Source organism: Acidovorax benzenivorans (assembly GCF_028680575.1).
Lineage (GTDB): Bacteria > Pseudomonadota > Gammaproteobacteria > Burkholderiales > Burkholderiaceae_C > Acidovorax > Acidovorax benzenivorans.
Genome location: NZ_JAPCKI010000020.1, coordinates 68,330 through 84,195, shown reverse-complemented (window position 1 = coordinate 84,195; position 15,866 = coordinate 68,330). Strand labels below are relative to the sequence as shown.

Here is a 15,866-nt window from a genome sequence, read left to right as displayed (position 1 = left end):
GCGGCGCACAGCCATCACTCCGCGAAGTCCGCAAATTCGGCCAGCAGCTGCAGCACGCCCTCCACCGCAGGCGAGGGCGGTGGCATGTGGCGGTGCGCCACGGCCATGGGGCGCATCAGCGGTGGCTGCAGGGGGCGGATCTGTACGTTGGGCGTGCCCTGCAGGTCCTCCACCTCCTCCATCGGTAGCAGCGCGGCGCACTGACTGGCCACCGCCAGGCTTTTGAGCGCGCCGGGGTAGCTCAGCGCCAGAAAAGGGCGCGGGTGGTGGCCCGCCTGACCAAACCAGTTGGCAATCAGCCCGTGCATCTGCGTGGCGGGCGCAAACGATGCCCAGCGGCGGCTGGCCAGCCAGTCGGGGCCGACCTGGCCGGGAGCGTCCCAGGTGGCGGGCAGCAGCGCCACCATGGGGTCGTTGCGCCAGGGCGTTTGTTTCACTTCGGCCAGTGGCGGTTGGGGGCTGGCGATGATGGCGATGTCCAGCGTGCCGGCCTTGAGCCGCTGCATCGACTCGGCCGAGCCCACGGCCTCCAGGCGTATTTCCACACCGGGGCTGCGCGCTGCCAGCGCCTCCAGCATGCGCGGCAGCAGCCGGGTGCTGACGCCCGCAGAGACGCCTACCCGCACGATGCCCTCGCGCCCCGAGGCGTGGCGGCGCACACGTTCCACCAGGTCGTCGCTGGCCAGCAGTAGCTGGCGGCCCTCGCGCACCAACACCTCGCCCGCAGGCGTCAGGTCGGCCTGGCGGCGGCCGCGCACCAACAGCGCAGCGTCCAGGCGCGACTCCAGTTCCTTGATGTGCATGCTGACCGTGGGTGGCGCCAGGTGCAGCGCCTGTGCGGCGGCGGCAAAGGTGCCCAGGTCGGCGATGGCGATCAGGGTCTGCAGCTGGTCGAGGTTGAGGTTACGCATCAGGTTTTGTGAAGTGAATCATCATTGAATTCAACTTTACAGATGGTAAGCCGTTGGCGAGCATCCGTCGCCATGAACTCGCACACCGCGCAACACAAGCCCCCTGAACAACTCGTCACCGCAAAGCCGCCGTCGGCCGCGCACTCCGCAGGGCGCGTGCGCCTTGGATCATGGCTGCGGCGCTGGGTCGAGCGTGCTGTCGCAGCGTCGGAGCGCGCGCAGGCGCACATCACAGCCCAGTTCAGGGTGCCACCCGGTGGTGGCTGAGGGTTGGATGGCGTCTGTTTATTTGATGAAATCAGCCGCTAGCGCTTATCCATCAAGCGCAAGCAGCTATGGTTTCAGGAGTAACCGGCGCTTCAGCCCTGCGCGACCCGCGCCGCAATCGCCTCGCCCACCTGTGTGGTGCTGGCCGTGCCGCCCAGGTCCGGCGTGCGTGGCCCGCTCTTGATCGTCTCTTCGATGGCGCCCACGATGGCATCGTGCGCCAACCTGCCCGCGCCCTGGCCCTGGGTGAGGAAGTCCAGCATCAGTGCGCCCGACCAGATCATGGCAATCGGGTTGGCAATGTTCTTGCCGTAAATGTCCGGGGCCGAGCCGTGCACAGGCTCGAACAGACTGGGGAAGGTTCGTTCGGGGTTGAGGTTGGCCGACGGGGCCAGGCCAATCGTGCCGGTGGTGGCGGGACCCAGGTCGCTCAAGATGTCGCCAAACAGGTTGGTGGCGGCCACCACGTCAAAGCGGCCGGGCTGCAGCACAAAGCGGGCGGTGAGGATGTCGATGTGCTGCTTGTCCAGCGTGACCTCGGGGTAGCCTTTGGCGACATCGTCGGCACGCTGATCCCACCAGGGCATGCTGATGGCGATGCCATTGCTCTTGGTGGCCAGGGTCACGTGTTTCTTGGCGCGGCTTTGGGCCAGGTCGAAGGCGAACTTCAAGAGACGGTGGGCGCCGTGGCGCGAGTAGACCGATTCCTGGATCACGATCTCGCGGTCGGTACCCTCGTACATGATGCCGCCGAGCGACGTGTATTCGCCCTCGGTGTTTTCGCGCACCACGTAGTAGTCGATGTCGCCGGGCTTGCGGCCCGCCAGCGGGCAGGGCACGCCCTCGAACAGGCGCACGGGGCGCAGGTTGATGTACTGGTCGAACTCGCGGCGGAACTTGAGCAGCGAACCCCACAGCGAGACATGGTCGGGCACGGTGGCGGGCCAGCCGACGGCGCCGAAGAAGATGGCGTCCATGCCCGCAAGCTGTGCCTTCCAGTCGTCGGGCATCATTTTTCCGTGGGCGGCGTAGTAGTCGCAGCTGGCCCAGTCGATGGTGGTGGTCTCCAGCGCGATGCCAAAGCGCGCCGCAGCGGCCAGCACCACGCGCAGGCCTTCGGGCATCACCTCCTTGCCGATGCCGTCTCCGGCGATGAGGGCGATGCGGTAGGTTTTGGGGGCGATAGAGGCTGTGGAGGCAGTCATGAAGCAGTCCTTGGGATGGGGGCGAGAGGCTGCTGTGGAGGGGCAGCCAGCCTTGTAGGGTGCATTGTTTACAGCGCCACCAAAAACTACAATCCGCCAACTGTGGCTTCATATTTCACACATCGTGCATAAAAATCCTGCGGCTGAAGACCTGCGCGTGTTCACTGCGGTGGTGCGCAAGGCGAGCTTTGGCGGGGCCGCCACCGAGCTGGGCACATCGCCGGCCTACGTGAGTAAGCGCATTCGCCTGCTGGAGCAGGACCTGCAAGTCAAGCTGCTGCACCGCACCACCCGCCGTGTGGCGGTGACGGAAGAGGGCGAGCGCGTCTTCCACTGGGCGCAGCGCATCCTCGATGACATGGAGCAGCTGATGCAGGAGGTGGCCGTGACGCGCAGCGAGCCGCGCGGGCTGCTGCGGGTGAGCAGCAGCTTCGGCTTTGGCCGCCAGATCGTGGCGCCAGCGTTGTCGCGGCTGGTGGAGCAACACCCGGGGCTGCAGGTGCGGCTCGAAGTGTTCGACCGGCTGGTGGACGTGGCGGGCGAAGGGTTTGATCTGGATGTGCGCGTGGGCGACGAGATTGCGCCGCACCTCATCGCCCGCCGCCTGGCCGACAACCACCGTGTGTTGTGCGCAGCGCCCGCTTATCTGCAGCGCAAGGGCACGCCGCGCAGCGTGGCCGACCTGGCCGCGCACGACTGCCTGGTGATCAAGGAGCGCGACCACCCGTTTGGCGTGTGGCGCTTGCGCAGCGGTGCGCAGGAAGAGTCGGTGAAAGTGCGCGGCCCGCTGTCAGCCAACAACGGCGAAATGGCCGTGCAGTGGGCGGTGGACGGGCGCGGTGTGGTGTTGCGCTCGCTGTGGGATGTGGGCGCGCACCTGCAGGCGGGGCGCCTGGTGCAGGTGCTGCCGCAGTGGCAGCAGGAGGCCAATGTGTGGGCCGTGTACCCCACGCGGCTGGAGCGGTCGGCCAAGGTGCGGGTGTGTGTGGAGTTTCTGCAGGCGCACTTTCGCACTGGGTGGGGTGCGCAGCGGGCAGGCGCCCATGGCGAAGGCTCGGCCTGAAGCAAAAATAGCTGCTAGCGCTTATGGAATAAGCGCTAGCAGCTATCAAAATGATACCGGTCCATGGCCGGTCGCCGTGATCGGCGGTAGCCCTTGCGGTGCAAGGGCAGAGGGCGTGGGGCTCAGCCTGCCAGCGCGGCCTTCACCGCAGCCGACACCTGGCCCATGTCGGCCTTGCCTGCCAGGCGGGTCTTGACCACGCCCATCACCTTGCCCATGTCGCCGGGGCCTGCTGCGCCCAGCTCGGCCACGATGGCCTTCACGGCGGCCAGCGTTTCTTCGGCGGACATGCGCTCGGGCAGGTAGGCCTGCAGCACGGCCATCTCGGCCTTTTCCTTGTCGGCCAGGTCTTGGCGGCCCGCGCCTTCAAACGCGGTGATGGAGTCCTTGCGCTGCTTGATGAGCTTGTCCACGATGGCGACCACGGCTACGTCGTCCAGCTCGATGCGCTCGTCCACTTCCTTTTGTTTCATCGCGGCCTGCAGCAGGCGGATGGTGCCCAGGCGCTCGCTGTCCTTGGCGCGCATGGCGGTTTTCATGTCTTCGGTGATCTGGTCCTTGAGGCTCATGGCGGCTTCCTTGGTTGGTTTTAGACAAGAACAGGGGTTTGCCAAAACGCTTTCTGGCTAGGCGTCAACGCCGCAGGCAGTAGTGTGGCTACGACAAGGCGTTGCAACGACGCTAGAAAGCCTTTTGGCAAACCCGAAAAAACAAAAACCCGCGCTTGGCGTCCCTAGCGCGGGTTTGGCGGCTGTCGTCCGTATGGGACTGACTGGGCCGAAGCGGTACTTAGTACAGCTTCTTGGGCAGTTGCATGCTGCGAACGCGCTTGTAGTGACGCTTCACGGCAGCAGCCTTCTTGCGCTTGCGCTCGGCGGTGGGCTTTTCGTAGAACTCACGGGCGCGCAGGTCGGTCAGCAGGCCGAGCTTTTCAATGGTGCGCTTGAAGCGGCGCAGTGCAACGTCAAAGGGTTCGTTTTCTTTTACGCGGATCGTAGTCATTAGCTAATGTTTTCCAAATGGTGCCTGCAGAGGGGCTTGGGGAGATCGGGCCTCAAGTCCGTACAAAGCGGTTTCCCCGTCTGTAACTAGTATTTGGCCGACGGGGCATTGCCAGCAAAGCCGGAGATTATAGCCTTTATCCACGCCCGTAGCGCAAGGGTTGCCCGTCTGCCCCCAGACAGGGCACCCGGTTGGCTTTTCACGGGCGGGCCGCACCGCAATGGCGCGGAAGTTGCTTCATGTTGTAACACTCCTATTCACCGGTGGGGAGCCCTGGCCATCCGCCTGGGCGGCCCTGCCGCAGACACCATGGCATTCATGCACCGCGTATCGGGTTGGCTGGGCCGGCTCAGTGTGGGCCGCAAGCTCATGCTCATCTATCTGCTGGACCTGACGGCGGTGATCTACGTCTCCAGCATCCTGATCCACGAAAAATACCTGGCCATCGACTTCACGCGCAAGGAAGTGGTGGGCACCACCTATGCCGCCGTGGTGCGCGACGGGCTGATGGGCCAGTTTCTGGACGCGTCGCAGCAGCCACCGCTGGTGGCCGATGTGCTGACCAGGCTGGACGCTGTGCGTGCGGCGCACGACGAGCAACTGCGCACGGCCGATGTGGGCCAGCGGTTTGGCGCGGCGCTGCAGCAGCTGGCGGGCCAGCCTCAAGGGGGTGCTCCAGCCGCCGATCTGCAGTCGCTCACCCAGCTGCGCAGCCTGTTGCTGCGCGAGGGGCGCGAGCTGCTCACCTCGGTGGGCAACCAGTCCAACCTGATCCTGGACCCGGACCTGGACAGCTACTACGTCATGTCGCTGGTGGTGCTGCGGTTTCCCGAGCTGCTGCAGGCGGTGCATGACACCGTGAGTTTCTTGAACGCCACGCCGTCGCGGCGCGGGCCGCAGTGGTCGTCCGAGCTGCTGACGCTGGTGGGGCGGCTGGATGCGGTGATGCTGGGCATCGAGTCGGACTACAACCAGGCCTTCATTGCGGGATCGCCCGAGATGCGTGCCGCGCTGGTGCGCCAGCGCGAGGCGCTCAAGGCGGCACAGGAGGGCTTTCAGGCCTTGCTGCAAGGCATTGCGGCGGGCGAGTCGCGTGTGACGGTGGCGCAGGTGGGCGTGCAGGAGGCGCAGGTGCTGGGCGCGCTGCGCGATGCGTGGTCGGTGGGCATTGTGGACCTGGAACGCTTGCTGAACCAGCGCGCAGACAGCCTGTTTGCCCGCATGTGGCTGCACCTGGGCACGGCCCTGGTGCTGCTGGGTTGCATCCTGAGCCTGGTGACGCTGGTGGCACGGCAAATCGCCAAGCCGCTGCAGCAGCTGGCCCGCGTGGCCGACGAGGTGCGCAAGAGCGGCGACCACACGCTGCGCGCGCATTGGAGCAGCCGCGACGAGATCGGCCGACTGGTCACGGCCTTCAACGAGATGCTGTCCCAGCTCGACCGCGACCGCCTGCTGCAGCAGGAGCTGGCCGCCAGCGCCCGCGCGGCCGAGGCCCAGCGCGAGCTGGTGGAGGCCTTCCCCATCCCCATGGTCGTCACGTCGATTCCCGAGCACGAGGTGCTGCACTCCAACGCGCCCGCCGCCCACTGGCTGGGTGGCCGCAAGACCGACCCCTGGGCCGTGGGGCTGGAGCCTGGCGTGCGCGCGCGCTTCTTCCAGCGCCTGGCGGACCAGGGCTCGGTCGATGAATTTGAAGTGCGTTGGAAGGGCAGCCCCGAGCCCTCGTGGGCCGTGCTGTCGGCGCGGCGCCTGCAGTTCCAGGGGCGCGACTCGGTGCTCACGGCGTTCACACCCATCAACGTGCTCAAGGTGATGGAGCAGCGCCTGGAGCTGTGGGCCAAGGTGTTCGAGGCCTCGTCCGAGGGCATCATCATCATGAACGCCGAGCAGCAGATCATCAGTGTGAACAAGGCGTTCTGCCGCAGCACGCACTACGACTTCTACGAGGTCATCGGCGAGGACCTGGGCTTTTTGCTGGAAGAGGCGGGCGCCGAGCCGCTGTCGGCGCAGATCCAGCGCACCATGCTCGACAAGGAGTCCTGGCAGGGCGAGGTGCGGTTTCGCCGCCGCTCGGGTGAGACCTACCCGGCCTGGCTTATGGTGTCGGCCGTGCGCGAGGGCAAGGGCCATGACAACAATGGAGGCGTGGCCAACCACATCGGCATTGCCATCGACATCACGGACCGCAAGCTCAACGAGGAGCGCATCCAGTTCCTGGCGCACCACGATGTGCTCACCGAGCTGCCCAACCGCTCACTGTGCGTGCAGCGCCTGCAGATGGCGCTGGCGCAGGCGCCCATCACGGGCGAAAAGGTCGCGGTGCTGTTCATCGACCTGGACCGCTTCAAGGCCATCAACGACACGCTGGGTCACCACATTGGCGACGGCCTGCTGCGCTCGGTGGCCGCGCGCCTCACGCAGGCCGTGCGCAGCCGCGACACCGTGAGCCGCCTGGGCGGCGACGAGTTTGTGGTGGTGATGCGCGACGTGGCCGGGCGTGAGGATGTGCAGCAGTTGGTGGAGCGGCGGCTGATCCCGCTCATCCGCCAGAGCCATCCGGTGGAAGGGCACGAGCTGAATGTGTCCTGCAGCGTGGGCATTGCCGTGTACCCCGAGGACGGCAGCGACATCGACGAGCTGATGCGCCGCGCCGACGCTGCCATGTACGAGGCCAAGACCACCGGCCGTGACATGGCGCTGTTCTATTCGATGGAGACCGACCAGCGCGCCGTGGCGCGCCAGGCCATGGAGCAACAACTGCGCCGCGCACTGGAGCGCAACGAACTGAGCCTGTACTACCAGCCCCGCCTGAGCGCCCAGGGCGCCCAACTGCTGGGCGTGGAGGCGCTGCTGCGCTGGACCAGCCCGGTGCTGGGCTCCATACCGCCCAGCGAATTCATCCCCATCGCCGAAGAGACCGGCATGATCCGCGCCATTGGCAGCTGGGTGTTGCAGCAGGCCTGCGAGCAGTGGGTGCGCTGGCAACAGTTGGCGCTGGACACGGGGCCGGGCGACACCGTGGTGCCACACCCCCTGGCCCAGGTGTCGATCTCGGTCAACCTCTCGGCCGCGCAGATGTCTGACCCATCGCTGGTGACCGACATCGAGGCGCTGCTCGCCCGCACCGGCATGCCCGCCCATCGGCTGGAGCTGGAGATCACCGAGTCCCAGTTGATGGACAACGCCCATGCGTCCGAGCTGCAGCTGGCGGCGCTCAAGCTGCTGGGCGTGCAGCTGTCCATCGACGACTTCGGCACGGGGTATTCCAGCCTGGCTTACCTCAAGCGGTTTGACATCGACCGGCTCAAGGTGGACAAGTCCTTTGTGCACGACATGCTGAGCAACCCCGCCGACATGGCCATCACCCGCGCCATCATCGCCCTGGGCCACACGCTGGGCCTCAAGATCGTGGCCGAGGGGGTGGAAGACCTGGCCACGGCGCAGGTGCTGAGCGCGCTGGACTGCGAGGAGCTGCAGGGCTACCACTTCAGCCGACCGCTGCCTGCGCTAGAGCTGGAGGCCTGGGCCTGCCAGCACCAGCCGCCGGGAGTATCGGTGCGGGACGTTCTGGCGGCCGCTTGACGGACTGTTGAAGTGTCAGTGCACGGTGCCCGCTGGCTCTGCCATCGGCAATGCCTGCGCGCACGCATGGGCACTGGCCCAGGCCCACTGGAAGTTGTAGCCGCCCAGCCAGCCCGTCACATCCACCACTTCGCCAATGAAGTACAGGCCCGGCTGCGTCTTGCATTCCATGGTCTGCTGCGACAACACCCGCGTGTCCACGCCGCCCAGTGTGACCTCGGCCTTTTTGTAGCCCTCGGTGCCGGTGGGCGTCAGCTCCCAGCGCGCCAGCTGCTCGGCCAGGCGCGCCAGGGCCTTGTCAGATGCCTCGTTGATGGGGCGTTGCCAGTCCGCCTCGCGGCTGGCCCAGGCGTCGGCCAGCCGGCTTGGGACCAGGGTGGCCAGCTCGTTGGCAACCAGCTTGCGCGAGCGGGCCTTGCCCTGTGCCAGCGCGGCGGGCAGGTCCACCGTGGGCGCGAGGTTGATGGCCAGCGGGGTGCCCTCTTGCCAGTAGCTGGAGATCTGCAGCACTGCCGGGCCCGACAGGCCCCGGTGGGTGAACAGCAGGTCTTCATCAAACGCCATGCGAGCTTTCTTGGCTCCGGTGCTGATCTGCACCGGCAGCGCCAAGCCTGCGAGTTGCGCATAAGGCGCCCAACCCGCACCGTCAAAGGTCAGCGGCACCAGGCCCGGCTTGCGCTCGATGAGCGGGATGCTGAACTGCTGTGCGAGCCGGTAGCCAAAGTCAGTGGCGCCGATCTTTGGGATGGACAAGCCGCCGGTGGCAATGACCAGCGCACCCGCCGACACCGGCCCACGATCAGTATCAATTTGATAGCTGCCCCGGCATGATTCACTAGCGCTTGATGCCAAAAAGTCTATTTTTTTGACGCTACAGGGCTGCCAGCGGGTCACACCACCCGCCTCGCACTCGGCCAGCAGCATGGCAATGATGTCCTCGGCCGAGCGGTCGGCAAACAGCTGGCCCTTGTGCTTTTCGTGAAACGGGATGCCGTGCTTTTGCACCAGCGCGATGAAGTCGGCGGGTGTGTAGCGCGACAGCGCCGAGCGGCAGAACTGCGGGTTCTGCCCCACAAAGTGTTTGTGCGGCGCGGCCGGGTCCAGGTCGCGGTTGGTAAAGTTGCAGCGCCCGCCGCCCGAGATGCGGATCTTCTCGGCCACCTTGTCGGAGTGGTCGATGAGCAAGACCTTCAGCCTCCGCTGGCCTGCCTGGCCCGCGCAGAACAGGCCGGCGGCGCCGGCGCCGATGATGACAACGTCGAAGGAGTGAGGAGCAGTGGGGGACGACACGGTAGGGCGGGAGGGGGCTGGCGGTGGCAGGGCCGCCATTGTCGCCGCTGCGTGGGGGGCTACGTATCGTGCGCGTCCATGGCACGGCTACTGCCGGTACACCCCGCCCGAGCCCACCACCGCAATGTCCACGTAGTTGGATCCATGGTGGTTCTGCGCGCTGAACTGGTAGCTGAAGCCGCCCAGGTCCAGGTTGCCCAGTCCTTCCATGGCCTGGACCAGGCTGGCGCGCGTGACGCCGGGCCCTGCGGCGCGCAGGCCTTCGATGAGCACGCGTGCGTCCATGTAACCCGTGTAGCGGTCGTAGTCCACCGGCTTGTCGTGGCGCTTCATGGACGCCTGAAAGTCCCGCGTGAGTGCCATGGTGGGCTTGGTGGGCGAGGGGCCTGTGCGCGCCACGGCCAGGCCACGCGCATCGTCGCCCAGCGCCTTGAGCACGGCGGTGCCTGCGCCCAGCGACAGGGTGTAGATCGGCACGCCCAGGTGCGCGCGGTTGGCCCGCACATAGGCCACCACCGACGGGCCTGCCGCCACCAGCAGCACGGCCTGGGGCTTCTGTGCGGCCAGCGCCTTGGCTGCATCGTTGGCGTCTTCGCCCGACGAGGCCAGTGCGTGCGACCCGGCCAGCGTCGCGCCTTCGGCGGCAATGGTCTTTTCGACCAGAGGCAGCAGCAGCTTGCCGAAGTCGTTGTTTTCGTAGGCCACGGCAATGCGCGAGGTCTGCACGGCCACCAGGTTGCGCACGATCTTCACCAGCTCGTCGGCATAGCTGGCGCGGGTGGTGAAGAGGTAGGGGTGCTGTTGCGCGCGGACGGCGGGGCTGCCCGTGTACACGGAGATCAGTGGCAGCTTGGCCTGCGCCAGGTAGGGCAGCAGCGTCATGACCTGCGATGTACCGGCCACGCCAAACAGCGCCAGCACGCCGTCCTTTTCGTTCAGCTGCTTGGCGTTGTCCAGCGCACGGCGTGCGTCAAAACCATCGTCCAGCGAGACCAGCCGGATCTTGCGGCCGCCGACGCCGCCCTTGGCGTTGACGTCCTCTACGGCGGCCTCTTGCCCCTCGTGGATGGGCGAGAGGAACGGCGCCATGCCGCCTGACAACGCCGTAGAGCGGCCGATCAGGATGTCTCCCTTGCTGCCTGCGGCGGGTTGTGCGCGGGCGGGCAGACTGGCCAGGGCCGCTCCGCCGGCCAGCGCGAGCACCAGGCTGCGGCGGCGCGCCAGGGGCGGCCGCTGGTCGTTGGGCCATGCATTCGCATTCGGGGTCTTCATCAAACAGCGTCTCCAGCAAAGAACCGATTCAAAGAGCGGCGATGGTAGGAGGGCGCTGAGCGCTGCGCTTACCGGGTTTGTACCGGGGGCGTGTGATGTTAGGGGCGTGCATCTATCTCGGGGGGCGCAGTCTGCGCGTCCCCCAAAGCGGTGTGGGCCAGCCCGCTCTATGCGGCGCGGTAGCATGTGGCATGGACCTGCCGAGGACAACATCATGACTTTGATCCGCTACGCCTTCTGTGCCCTGGCGCTGGGCTGTCTGGCCCCGGCCTGGGCCATCAACAAATGCACGGACGCCAACGGCAAGGTGTCGTTTCAGGACGCGCCTTGTGTGGGTGAGGGCGAGAAGATTGACGTGCGCCCCACCACGCGTGGCGCGACCCCTGTGCAGCCCTCTGCGGCACCGTTGGCCGAGGGCGCGTTTGGCGCCGCCTGGCAGCGCAAGAACTACCTGCAAACCAAGGGCATCCCCCAGGCGCGTGCGGCCATCGAGCGCAACCAGCGCGAATGCACGGCCCCGCCCAGTGCCGTGGCCAAGGCAGGCCCGCTGCGGCGCGGCAACCTGCCGTCGGGCAACCAGTTTGTGCAGGAGGGTGCGGAAAAGGCCGCTGATGCCAAAGCCGCGTGTGAGGAACGGACCGAGGCTTTGCGGGAGCAACTGCGGGTGCTGGAGAGAGAGCTGGCCGCTATGCCCTAACCCTGCGACCGCCGTGCTCTAGGTGGTGCTCACCCCTTCCAGGTGAACGGAAACTTGAACTGCTTCACAAAGCCGTTGGGCACGTAGTCGCCCAGCACGCCGTAGTGCTCGGGCCAGAGCTTGGTGCTTTTGACGGCGGTGCCAAACAGGTAGTCCAGAAACGCGAAGTGCGCGGCGTAGTTCTTGTCCAGCGCCTCCTGGTCCTGGCTGTGGTGCCAGTGGTGGAAGTTGGGCGTGACCAGCACATAGCGCAGTGGCCCCAGGCGCACGCTCACATTGGCGTGGTTGAACACGGCTTGGAAGCCCACGACGACGATGTACGCGTCGATCACTTCCTTGCTGAAGCCGAAGACGTAGATGGGGGCCAGCACCAGCGTGCGGGTGATCAGCAGCTCCAGGATGTGCTGGCGCGAACCCGCCATCCAGTCCATGCTTTTGACGCTGTGGTGCACCGCGTGCAGGCGCCACAGCAGGGGCACCTCGTGGTAGGCGCGGTGCGTCCAATACTGCACCAGGTCGGCCACCAGAACGATGAGGAAAAGTGCCACCCAGAAGTTCAGGCCCTGCACCCAGCCGCGAATACCGTCGCTGGCTGCCCAGCCAAAGAACTTGTGCACGATGAGGTTGGTGGCCAGCAGCACAAAGCCCACCACCATGTGGTTGACGATGAAGTGGTGAAAGTCCGTCTGCCATTCGGCGCGGAAGATGGGCTGGTCCTTGCGCAGCGCAAACAGCTTCTCGATGAAGATGAAGATCAGCGAGCTGCCCAGCAGGTCCAGGATGAACCAGTCCAGGCCAATGTAGGGTGTGTTGTCGGGGAAGTTCGGGTCCACCTCCACCTTGTGGCCGCCCAGCAGCGCGGCCATCGCCACGATGGCAAACGCAAAGGTGGCCAGCCAGCGTGCGCGGTTGAACAGTATGTTGACCAGCGAGATGCCGCCTGCGATGGCCATGGCCACCAGCAAAATGTTGCGGATCACCGCCACGTCGTAGCTCTTGCGCAGCTGCGGTGTGGTCAGGTACTCAGGGAAGTGAAAGGCCAGCACGCCCAGCAAGCAAAGGATGGCCAGCGTGAGTGCAATCACACCCGACACCAGCCCCTTGCCCGTGCGCAACGCGCCGTGGCTTTCGGTGAATTCGTTGAGTTTTTCTAGTTCGATCATCGGTTCCTCCTCGCACCCGGTCAGCAGGTGCTGCGCGAGTGTAGCGAAGCCGCCACCTGCAGTGCATTGGGTCCAATTTGCGTGCGACGCAGCACACGGGGCTTTCTAAAATCGCTGCATGAACATCCCTTCACACCAACTGAGCATGACCGTGCTCATGTCGCCCGACATGGCCAACTTTTCGGGCAACGTGCACGGCGGCGCCATCCTCAAGCTGCTGGACCAGGTGGCGTACTCGTGCGCCAGCCGCTATTCGGGCTGCTACACCGTGACGCTGAGCGTAGACCAGGTGATGTTCCTGCAGCCCATCCATGTGGGCGAGCTGGTGACCTTTCTGGCCAGCGTGAACTACACGGGCAGCTCGTCGATGGAAGTGGGCATCAAGGTGGTGGCCGAAGAGATCCGTTCGCAGGTGGTGCGGCATGTCAACAGCTGCTTCTTCACCATGGTTGCGGTGGACGAGGCCCGCAAGCCCGTGCATGTGCCGCCGCTGTCGCCTTCCACCCCCGACGAGCGCCGCCGCTGGGACGCTGCGGTGATCCGCAAGACGCTGCGCAAAGAGCTGGCCCAGCGGTTTCAGCAGGTGCGCGAAACCGCCGGGCAATAACCAGCCAGACAACCCGAGGCCCGAGGCATCTTGTCTGGGGCTTGCCTGATCCTTCAGGCCGCGCTGCGGTTGCGCCCGGCCAGCGACACGGCCTGCAGCGACAGGCCATCGATCTCATTGGTGATGCCCGACAGCACATTGGCCACCACGGCAAATTCGCGCCCGTGCTGCCCGGCACGCGCGGCCATCACCTGGGCGTTGAAGCTGACCACCTTGGCCTCGCGCGCCACGGTCTGGATCGACGCCACGATGCCCGCCAGCTCTTTCATCAAGGTTTCGGACTGCGCCTTGCTCACCTGGTCGAATGCGGTGGTGGCGTAGTTGAGGGCTTCGAGCACGCCGTCGGTGGTCTCGACCAAGCGGGCCAGGGCGTCTTCCACACGTGGGCTCTGGCGCTCGGCCAGGTCCAGTGCCGTGCCCACCTGCTGCGCAAACGCATCGATGGTGGCGCCTACGCCCTGGGGGCCACGGTAGGCCTTGCGGATGATCTCGCCGCTGTTCGCATCAAGGTGGCGGGGCGTGTCCACCAGCCGGGCCTGGCTGTCGGTGAACAGGGTGAGTGAGCTGCGGGCGGCCTTCAGGTGCAGGTCGCTGCCGCGTGCGGCCAGCACGGTTTGCAGCACCATGCGTTGCGACAGCATGCGTTGGCGTGCCGCCAGGTTGACGAGCGACATGCCCGCGTCGCGCGACGCGGTGGGTGCGGGGGACGACAGCGTGGGCATGCTGGAAGTGCGTGCGGAGAGGGGGTAGGCTGCCATGGTGTTCCTTGTGCGTGTTGCATTCAGATGCATGTCTTCAAGCAATACCTGGGCCAATGTGTGTGTTGCGGCGTGACCCAATGCGGTGCTGTGCGATGGTGTGCAGTGCTTTTGGAGATACGTGATAGCGCAGCGACTGGGCGCGCTGGGGCGTGTGTGGTGTTGTGTCGTGTTTCGGCTGCGCGCAGCACCACACCGCCTTGCGCAGCGCGCAGGCGTTGCGGTCAATAAGGTTGGGGCTCGGGGTGTGCTCAGCCCGCGCGGCGGGCCTGCAATGGTGCAACGCTGGCGTCTTGCACGGCCAGTGCAACACCGCGCACCACATCGCCCACCACGATCACCGAGGGGCTGGCCAGCCCCTCGCGCGTGATGGTGGCGTGCAGTGCGCCCAGGGTGGTGACGGCATGCCGCTGGTGCGGCAGGCTGGCGTGCTGGATGACAGCGACCGGCGTGTCTGCAGGCAGGCCGGTGAGCAGCTCTTGCTCAATGGTGGCAGCGCCGCTCACGCCCATGTAGATGACCAGTGTGAGCTTGGCGTCGCGCGCCGTGGCGGCCAGCTGGCGCCAGTCGGTGCCAGCATCACCGGGTTTGGCGTGGCCGGTGACAAACACCACGCCATGTGCGTGTTCGCGGTGAGTGAGCGGTGCGCCCAGCGATGTCAGACCTGCAAGGCCCGCCGTGATGCCGTTGACGACGGTGACCTGCACGCCCGCTGCACGCAGGTGTTCCACCTCTTCGCCACCCCGGCCAAAGATGAACGGGTCGCCGCCCTTGAGGCGCACCACGTTCTCGCCTTCGTTCACGGCCATCAGCATCAGCTTTTCGATGAAGGCCTGTGGCGTGCTTTTGCAGCCGCCGCGTTTGCCCACGTACACGATGCGCGCTGTGGGCGATGCGTGCGCCACGATGGCATCGCTCACCAGGTCATCCACCAGCAGCACGGTGGCCGCCTGGATGGCCTTGAGCGCCTTGAGGGTCAGCAGTTCCGGGTCGCCCGGGCCCGCGCCCACCAGCGTGCAGCTGCCGCCGGTACCCAGGTGGGGTGTTGCCGTTGTGGCTGTGGACGGTGTGGTGGAAGGCGTGGGGCGGCTCATGGGGATGTCTCCGAAACGGTTTGATCTGCAAGTCGCAAGATATGTTCCACCTGCCGTTCGATGGCGAGTGGAATGGGCAACTCGCCAGCCAGAACGCGGCGCGTGTAGGCGGCCGTGGTGGCCACATCGATCTCGGCAGGCAGGCCAGGCACCTCGCTGGCGGTGCCAGGTTGTTGCGCCTCCAGCACGGTATGCACGCCGTGCACAAAGCCGTCGTAGCGGGGCGTGCGGCGGGGGTCGGTGGCGACCTCGCCCTCCAGGCCGCGCGAGAGCAGCGCGCTCATGCCCAGCGTGTGGAAGGTGGTTTGCAGCATCTCGAAGTATTCAGGATGGGTGTAGGCAGTGACCACCACCGAGGGTCCAGCGCACGGGCTCATCAGCTTGACCACGCTGTGCCCCGGGTTGCGCAGGCCCACCACCTCGCGCACGGCCAGCAGGCGTGCCAGGCCCGCATGCAGGTGCTGGGTGTGGATGTGGCGTACTGCGCCATTTGCTATCTTTTCAGGAGCTATCAGCGCAGTTACATCAAGCGCTAGCAGCACATCTGATGCCAAAACACGCCGCGCCTCGGTGCGCATGCCGTGCAGCAGCACAGGCAAGCCCTCGCGCGCCAGCAGCAGCGCCAGCAACGGCGTCAGAACGGGCAGTTTGCGTGCGCCGTTGTAGCTGGGCAGCACGATGAGCGGGCGGTCGGTGGCGGGCAGCAGCGCCAGGCGCTGGTGGGTGGCATCCAGAAAGCCGCACATCTCCTCGGATGTCTCACCCTTGATGCGCATGGCCAGGCAAAAGGCGCCGATCTCCAGGTCGGTCACAGTGCCGTCCAGCACCTGGCCGAACAGATCCGCGGCCTGCTCGCGCGCGAGTGGCTTGGCGCCGCGCGCGCCGCGCCCGATCTCTTTGATGTACTGGCTAATGCCCATTGGGGGTGTGGCTCGGTGGCTTCGTGGGTGGGACG

15 protein-coding genes are annotated in these 15,866 nt (G+C 66.1%); 5 read left to right on the top strand and 10 right to left on the bottom strand.

All coding sequences use genetic code 11. The features are described 5' to 3' along the window. Positions 1-14 precede the first annotated feature (14 nt). A complete protein-coding gene (locus OIN59_RS22735) occupies positions 15-911 on the bottom strand; it encodes a LysR family transcriptional regulator (RefSeq protein WP_274114152.1) in 897 nt (298 codons plus the stop codon). Between the two features lie 72 nt (positions 912-983). On the opposite strand from OIN59_RS22735, the gene OIN59_RS22730 reads away from it, so the two are divergent. Next, positions 984-1,178, top strand: a complete 195-nt coding sequence (locus OIN59_RS22730) for a hypothetical protein (RefSeq protein WP_274114151.1) — start codon at positions 984-986, stop codon at positions 1,176-1,178. A 92-nt stretch (positions 1,179-1,270) separates the two neighbouring features. On the opposite strand, the gene OIN59_RS22725 is transcribed toward OIN59_RS22730, so the two are convergent. Next, on the bottom strand, positions 1,271-2,383 hold the full coding sequence (locus OIN59_RS22725; RefSeq protein WP_274114150.1) for a tartrate dehydrogenase: 1,113 nt from the start codon (positions 2,381-2,383) through the stop codon (positions 1,271-1,273). Between the two features lie 124 nt (positions 2,384-2,507). Here OIN59_RS22725 and OIN59_RS22720 point away from each other — a divergent pair, with 124 nt between their 5' ends. Further along, entirely contained in the window at positions 2,508-3,446 is a 939-nt protein-coding gene (locus OIN59_RS22720; RefSeq protein WP_274114148.1) for a LysR substrate-binding domain-containing protein, read from the top strand. 122 nt (positions 3,447-3,568) lie between these two features. Here the strand turns inward: OIN59_RS22720 and OIN59_RS22715 are convergent, their stop codons facing one another. Continuing rightward, positions 3,569-4,015, bottom strand: a complete 447-nt coding sequence (locus OIN59_RS22715; RefSeq protein WP_274114146.1) for a GatB/YqeY domain-containing protein — start codon at positions 4,013-4,015, stop codon at positions 3,569-3,571. A 220-nt stretch (positions 4,016-4,235) separates the two neighbouring features. Then, positions 4,236-4,448, bottom strand: a complete 213-nt coding sequence (gene rpsU, locus OIN59_RS22710) for a 30S ribosomal protein S21 (protein WP_007833691.1) — start codon at positions 4,446-4,448, stop codon at positions 4,236-4,238. Positions 4,449-4,757: 309 nt separating this feature from the next. Between rpsU and OIN59_RS22705 the strand changes: the two genes are divergently transcribed. Then, on the top strand, positions 4,758-8,030 hold the full coding sequence (locus OIN59_RS22705) for an EAL domain-containing protein (RefSeq protein WP_274114143.1): 3,273 nt from the start codon (positions 4,758-4,760) through the stop codon (positions 8,028-8,030). 15 nt (positions 8,031-8,045) lie between these two features. Here OIN59_RS22705 and OIN59_RS22700 read toward each other — a convergent pair whose 3' ends face one another. Further along, complete coding sequence (locus OIN59_RS22700) at positions 8,046-9,320, bottom strand: BaiN/RdsA family NAD(P)/FAD-dependent oxidoreductase (RefSeq protein WP_274114141.1); 1,275 nt, start codon at positions 9,318-9,320, stop codon at positions 8,046-8,048. An 87-nt stretch (positions 9,321-9,407) separates the two neighbouring features. Further along, positions 9,408-10,592, bottom strand: a complete 1,185-nt coding sequence (locus tag OIN59_RS22695) for an ABC transporter substrate-binding protein (RefSeq protein ID WP_274114139.1) — start codon at positions 10,590-10,592, stop codon at positions 9,408-9,410. Positions 10,593-10,806: 214 nt separating this feature from the next. On the opposite strand from OIN59_RS22695, the gene OIN59_RS22690 reads away from it, so the two are divergent. Continuing rightward, positions 10,807-11,289, top strand: a complete 483-nt coding sequence (locus OIN59_RS22690; protein ID WP_274114137.1) for a DUF4124 domain-containing protein — start codon at positions 10,807-10,809, stop codon at positions 11,287-11,289. Between the two features lie 29 nt (positions 11,290-11,318). Here the strand turns inward: OIN59_RS22690 and OIN59_RS22685 are convergent, their stop codons facing one another. After that, the gene (locus OIN59_RS22685; protein ID WP_274114135.1) at positions 11,319-12,452 is read right to left on the bottom strand and encodes a sterol desaturase family protein; all 1,134 of its coding nucleotides are present in this window, start codon (positions 12,450-12,452) and stop codon (positions 11,319-11,321) included. Between the two features lie 118 nt (positions 12,453-12,570). On the opposite strand from OIN59_RS22685, the gene OIN59_RS22680 reads away from it, so the two are divergent. Further along, complete coding sequence (locus OIN59_RS22680; protein ID WP_274114133.1) at positions 12,571-13,059, top strand: acyl-CoA thioesterase; 489 nt, start codon at positions 12,571-12,573, stop codon at positions 13,057-13,059. Between the two features lie 53 nt (positions 13,060-13,112). On the opposite strand, the gene OIN59_RS22675 is transcribed toward OIN59_RS22680, so the two are convergent. The 3 genes from OIN59_RS22675 to ybiB form a co-directional block, all read right to left on the bottom strand. Next, entirely contained in the window at positions 13,113-13,817 is a 705-nt protein-coding gene (locus tag OIN59_RS22675) for a methyl-accepting chemotaxis domain-containing protein (protein ID WP_274114131.1), read from the bottom strand. A gap of 251 nt (positions 13,818-14,068) precedes the next feature. Then, positions 14,069-14,911: a uroporphyrinogen-III C-methyltransferase gene (cobA, locus tag OIN59_RS22670; protein WP_274114128.1), complete on the bottom strand. Its 843-nt coding sequence runs from the start codon at positions 14,909-14,911 to the stop codon at positions 14,069-14,071. Then, positions 14,908-15,831 (bottom strand): DNA-binding protein YbiB, encoded by a 924-nt coding sequence (ybiB, locus tag OIN59_RS22665; RefSeq protein ID WP_274114126.1) that lies wholly within the window; start codon positions 15,829-15,831, stop codon positions 14,908-14,910. The genes cobA and ybiB overlap by 4 nt, the downstream gene beginning before the upstream one ends. Positions 15,832-15,866 lie beyond the last annotated feature (35 nt).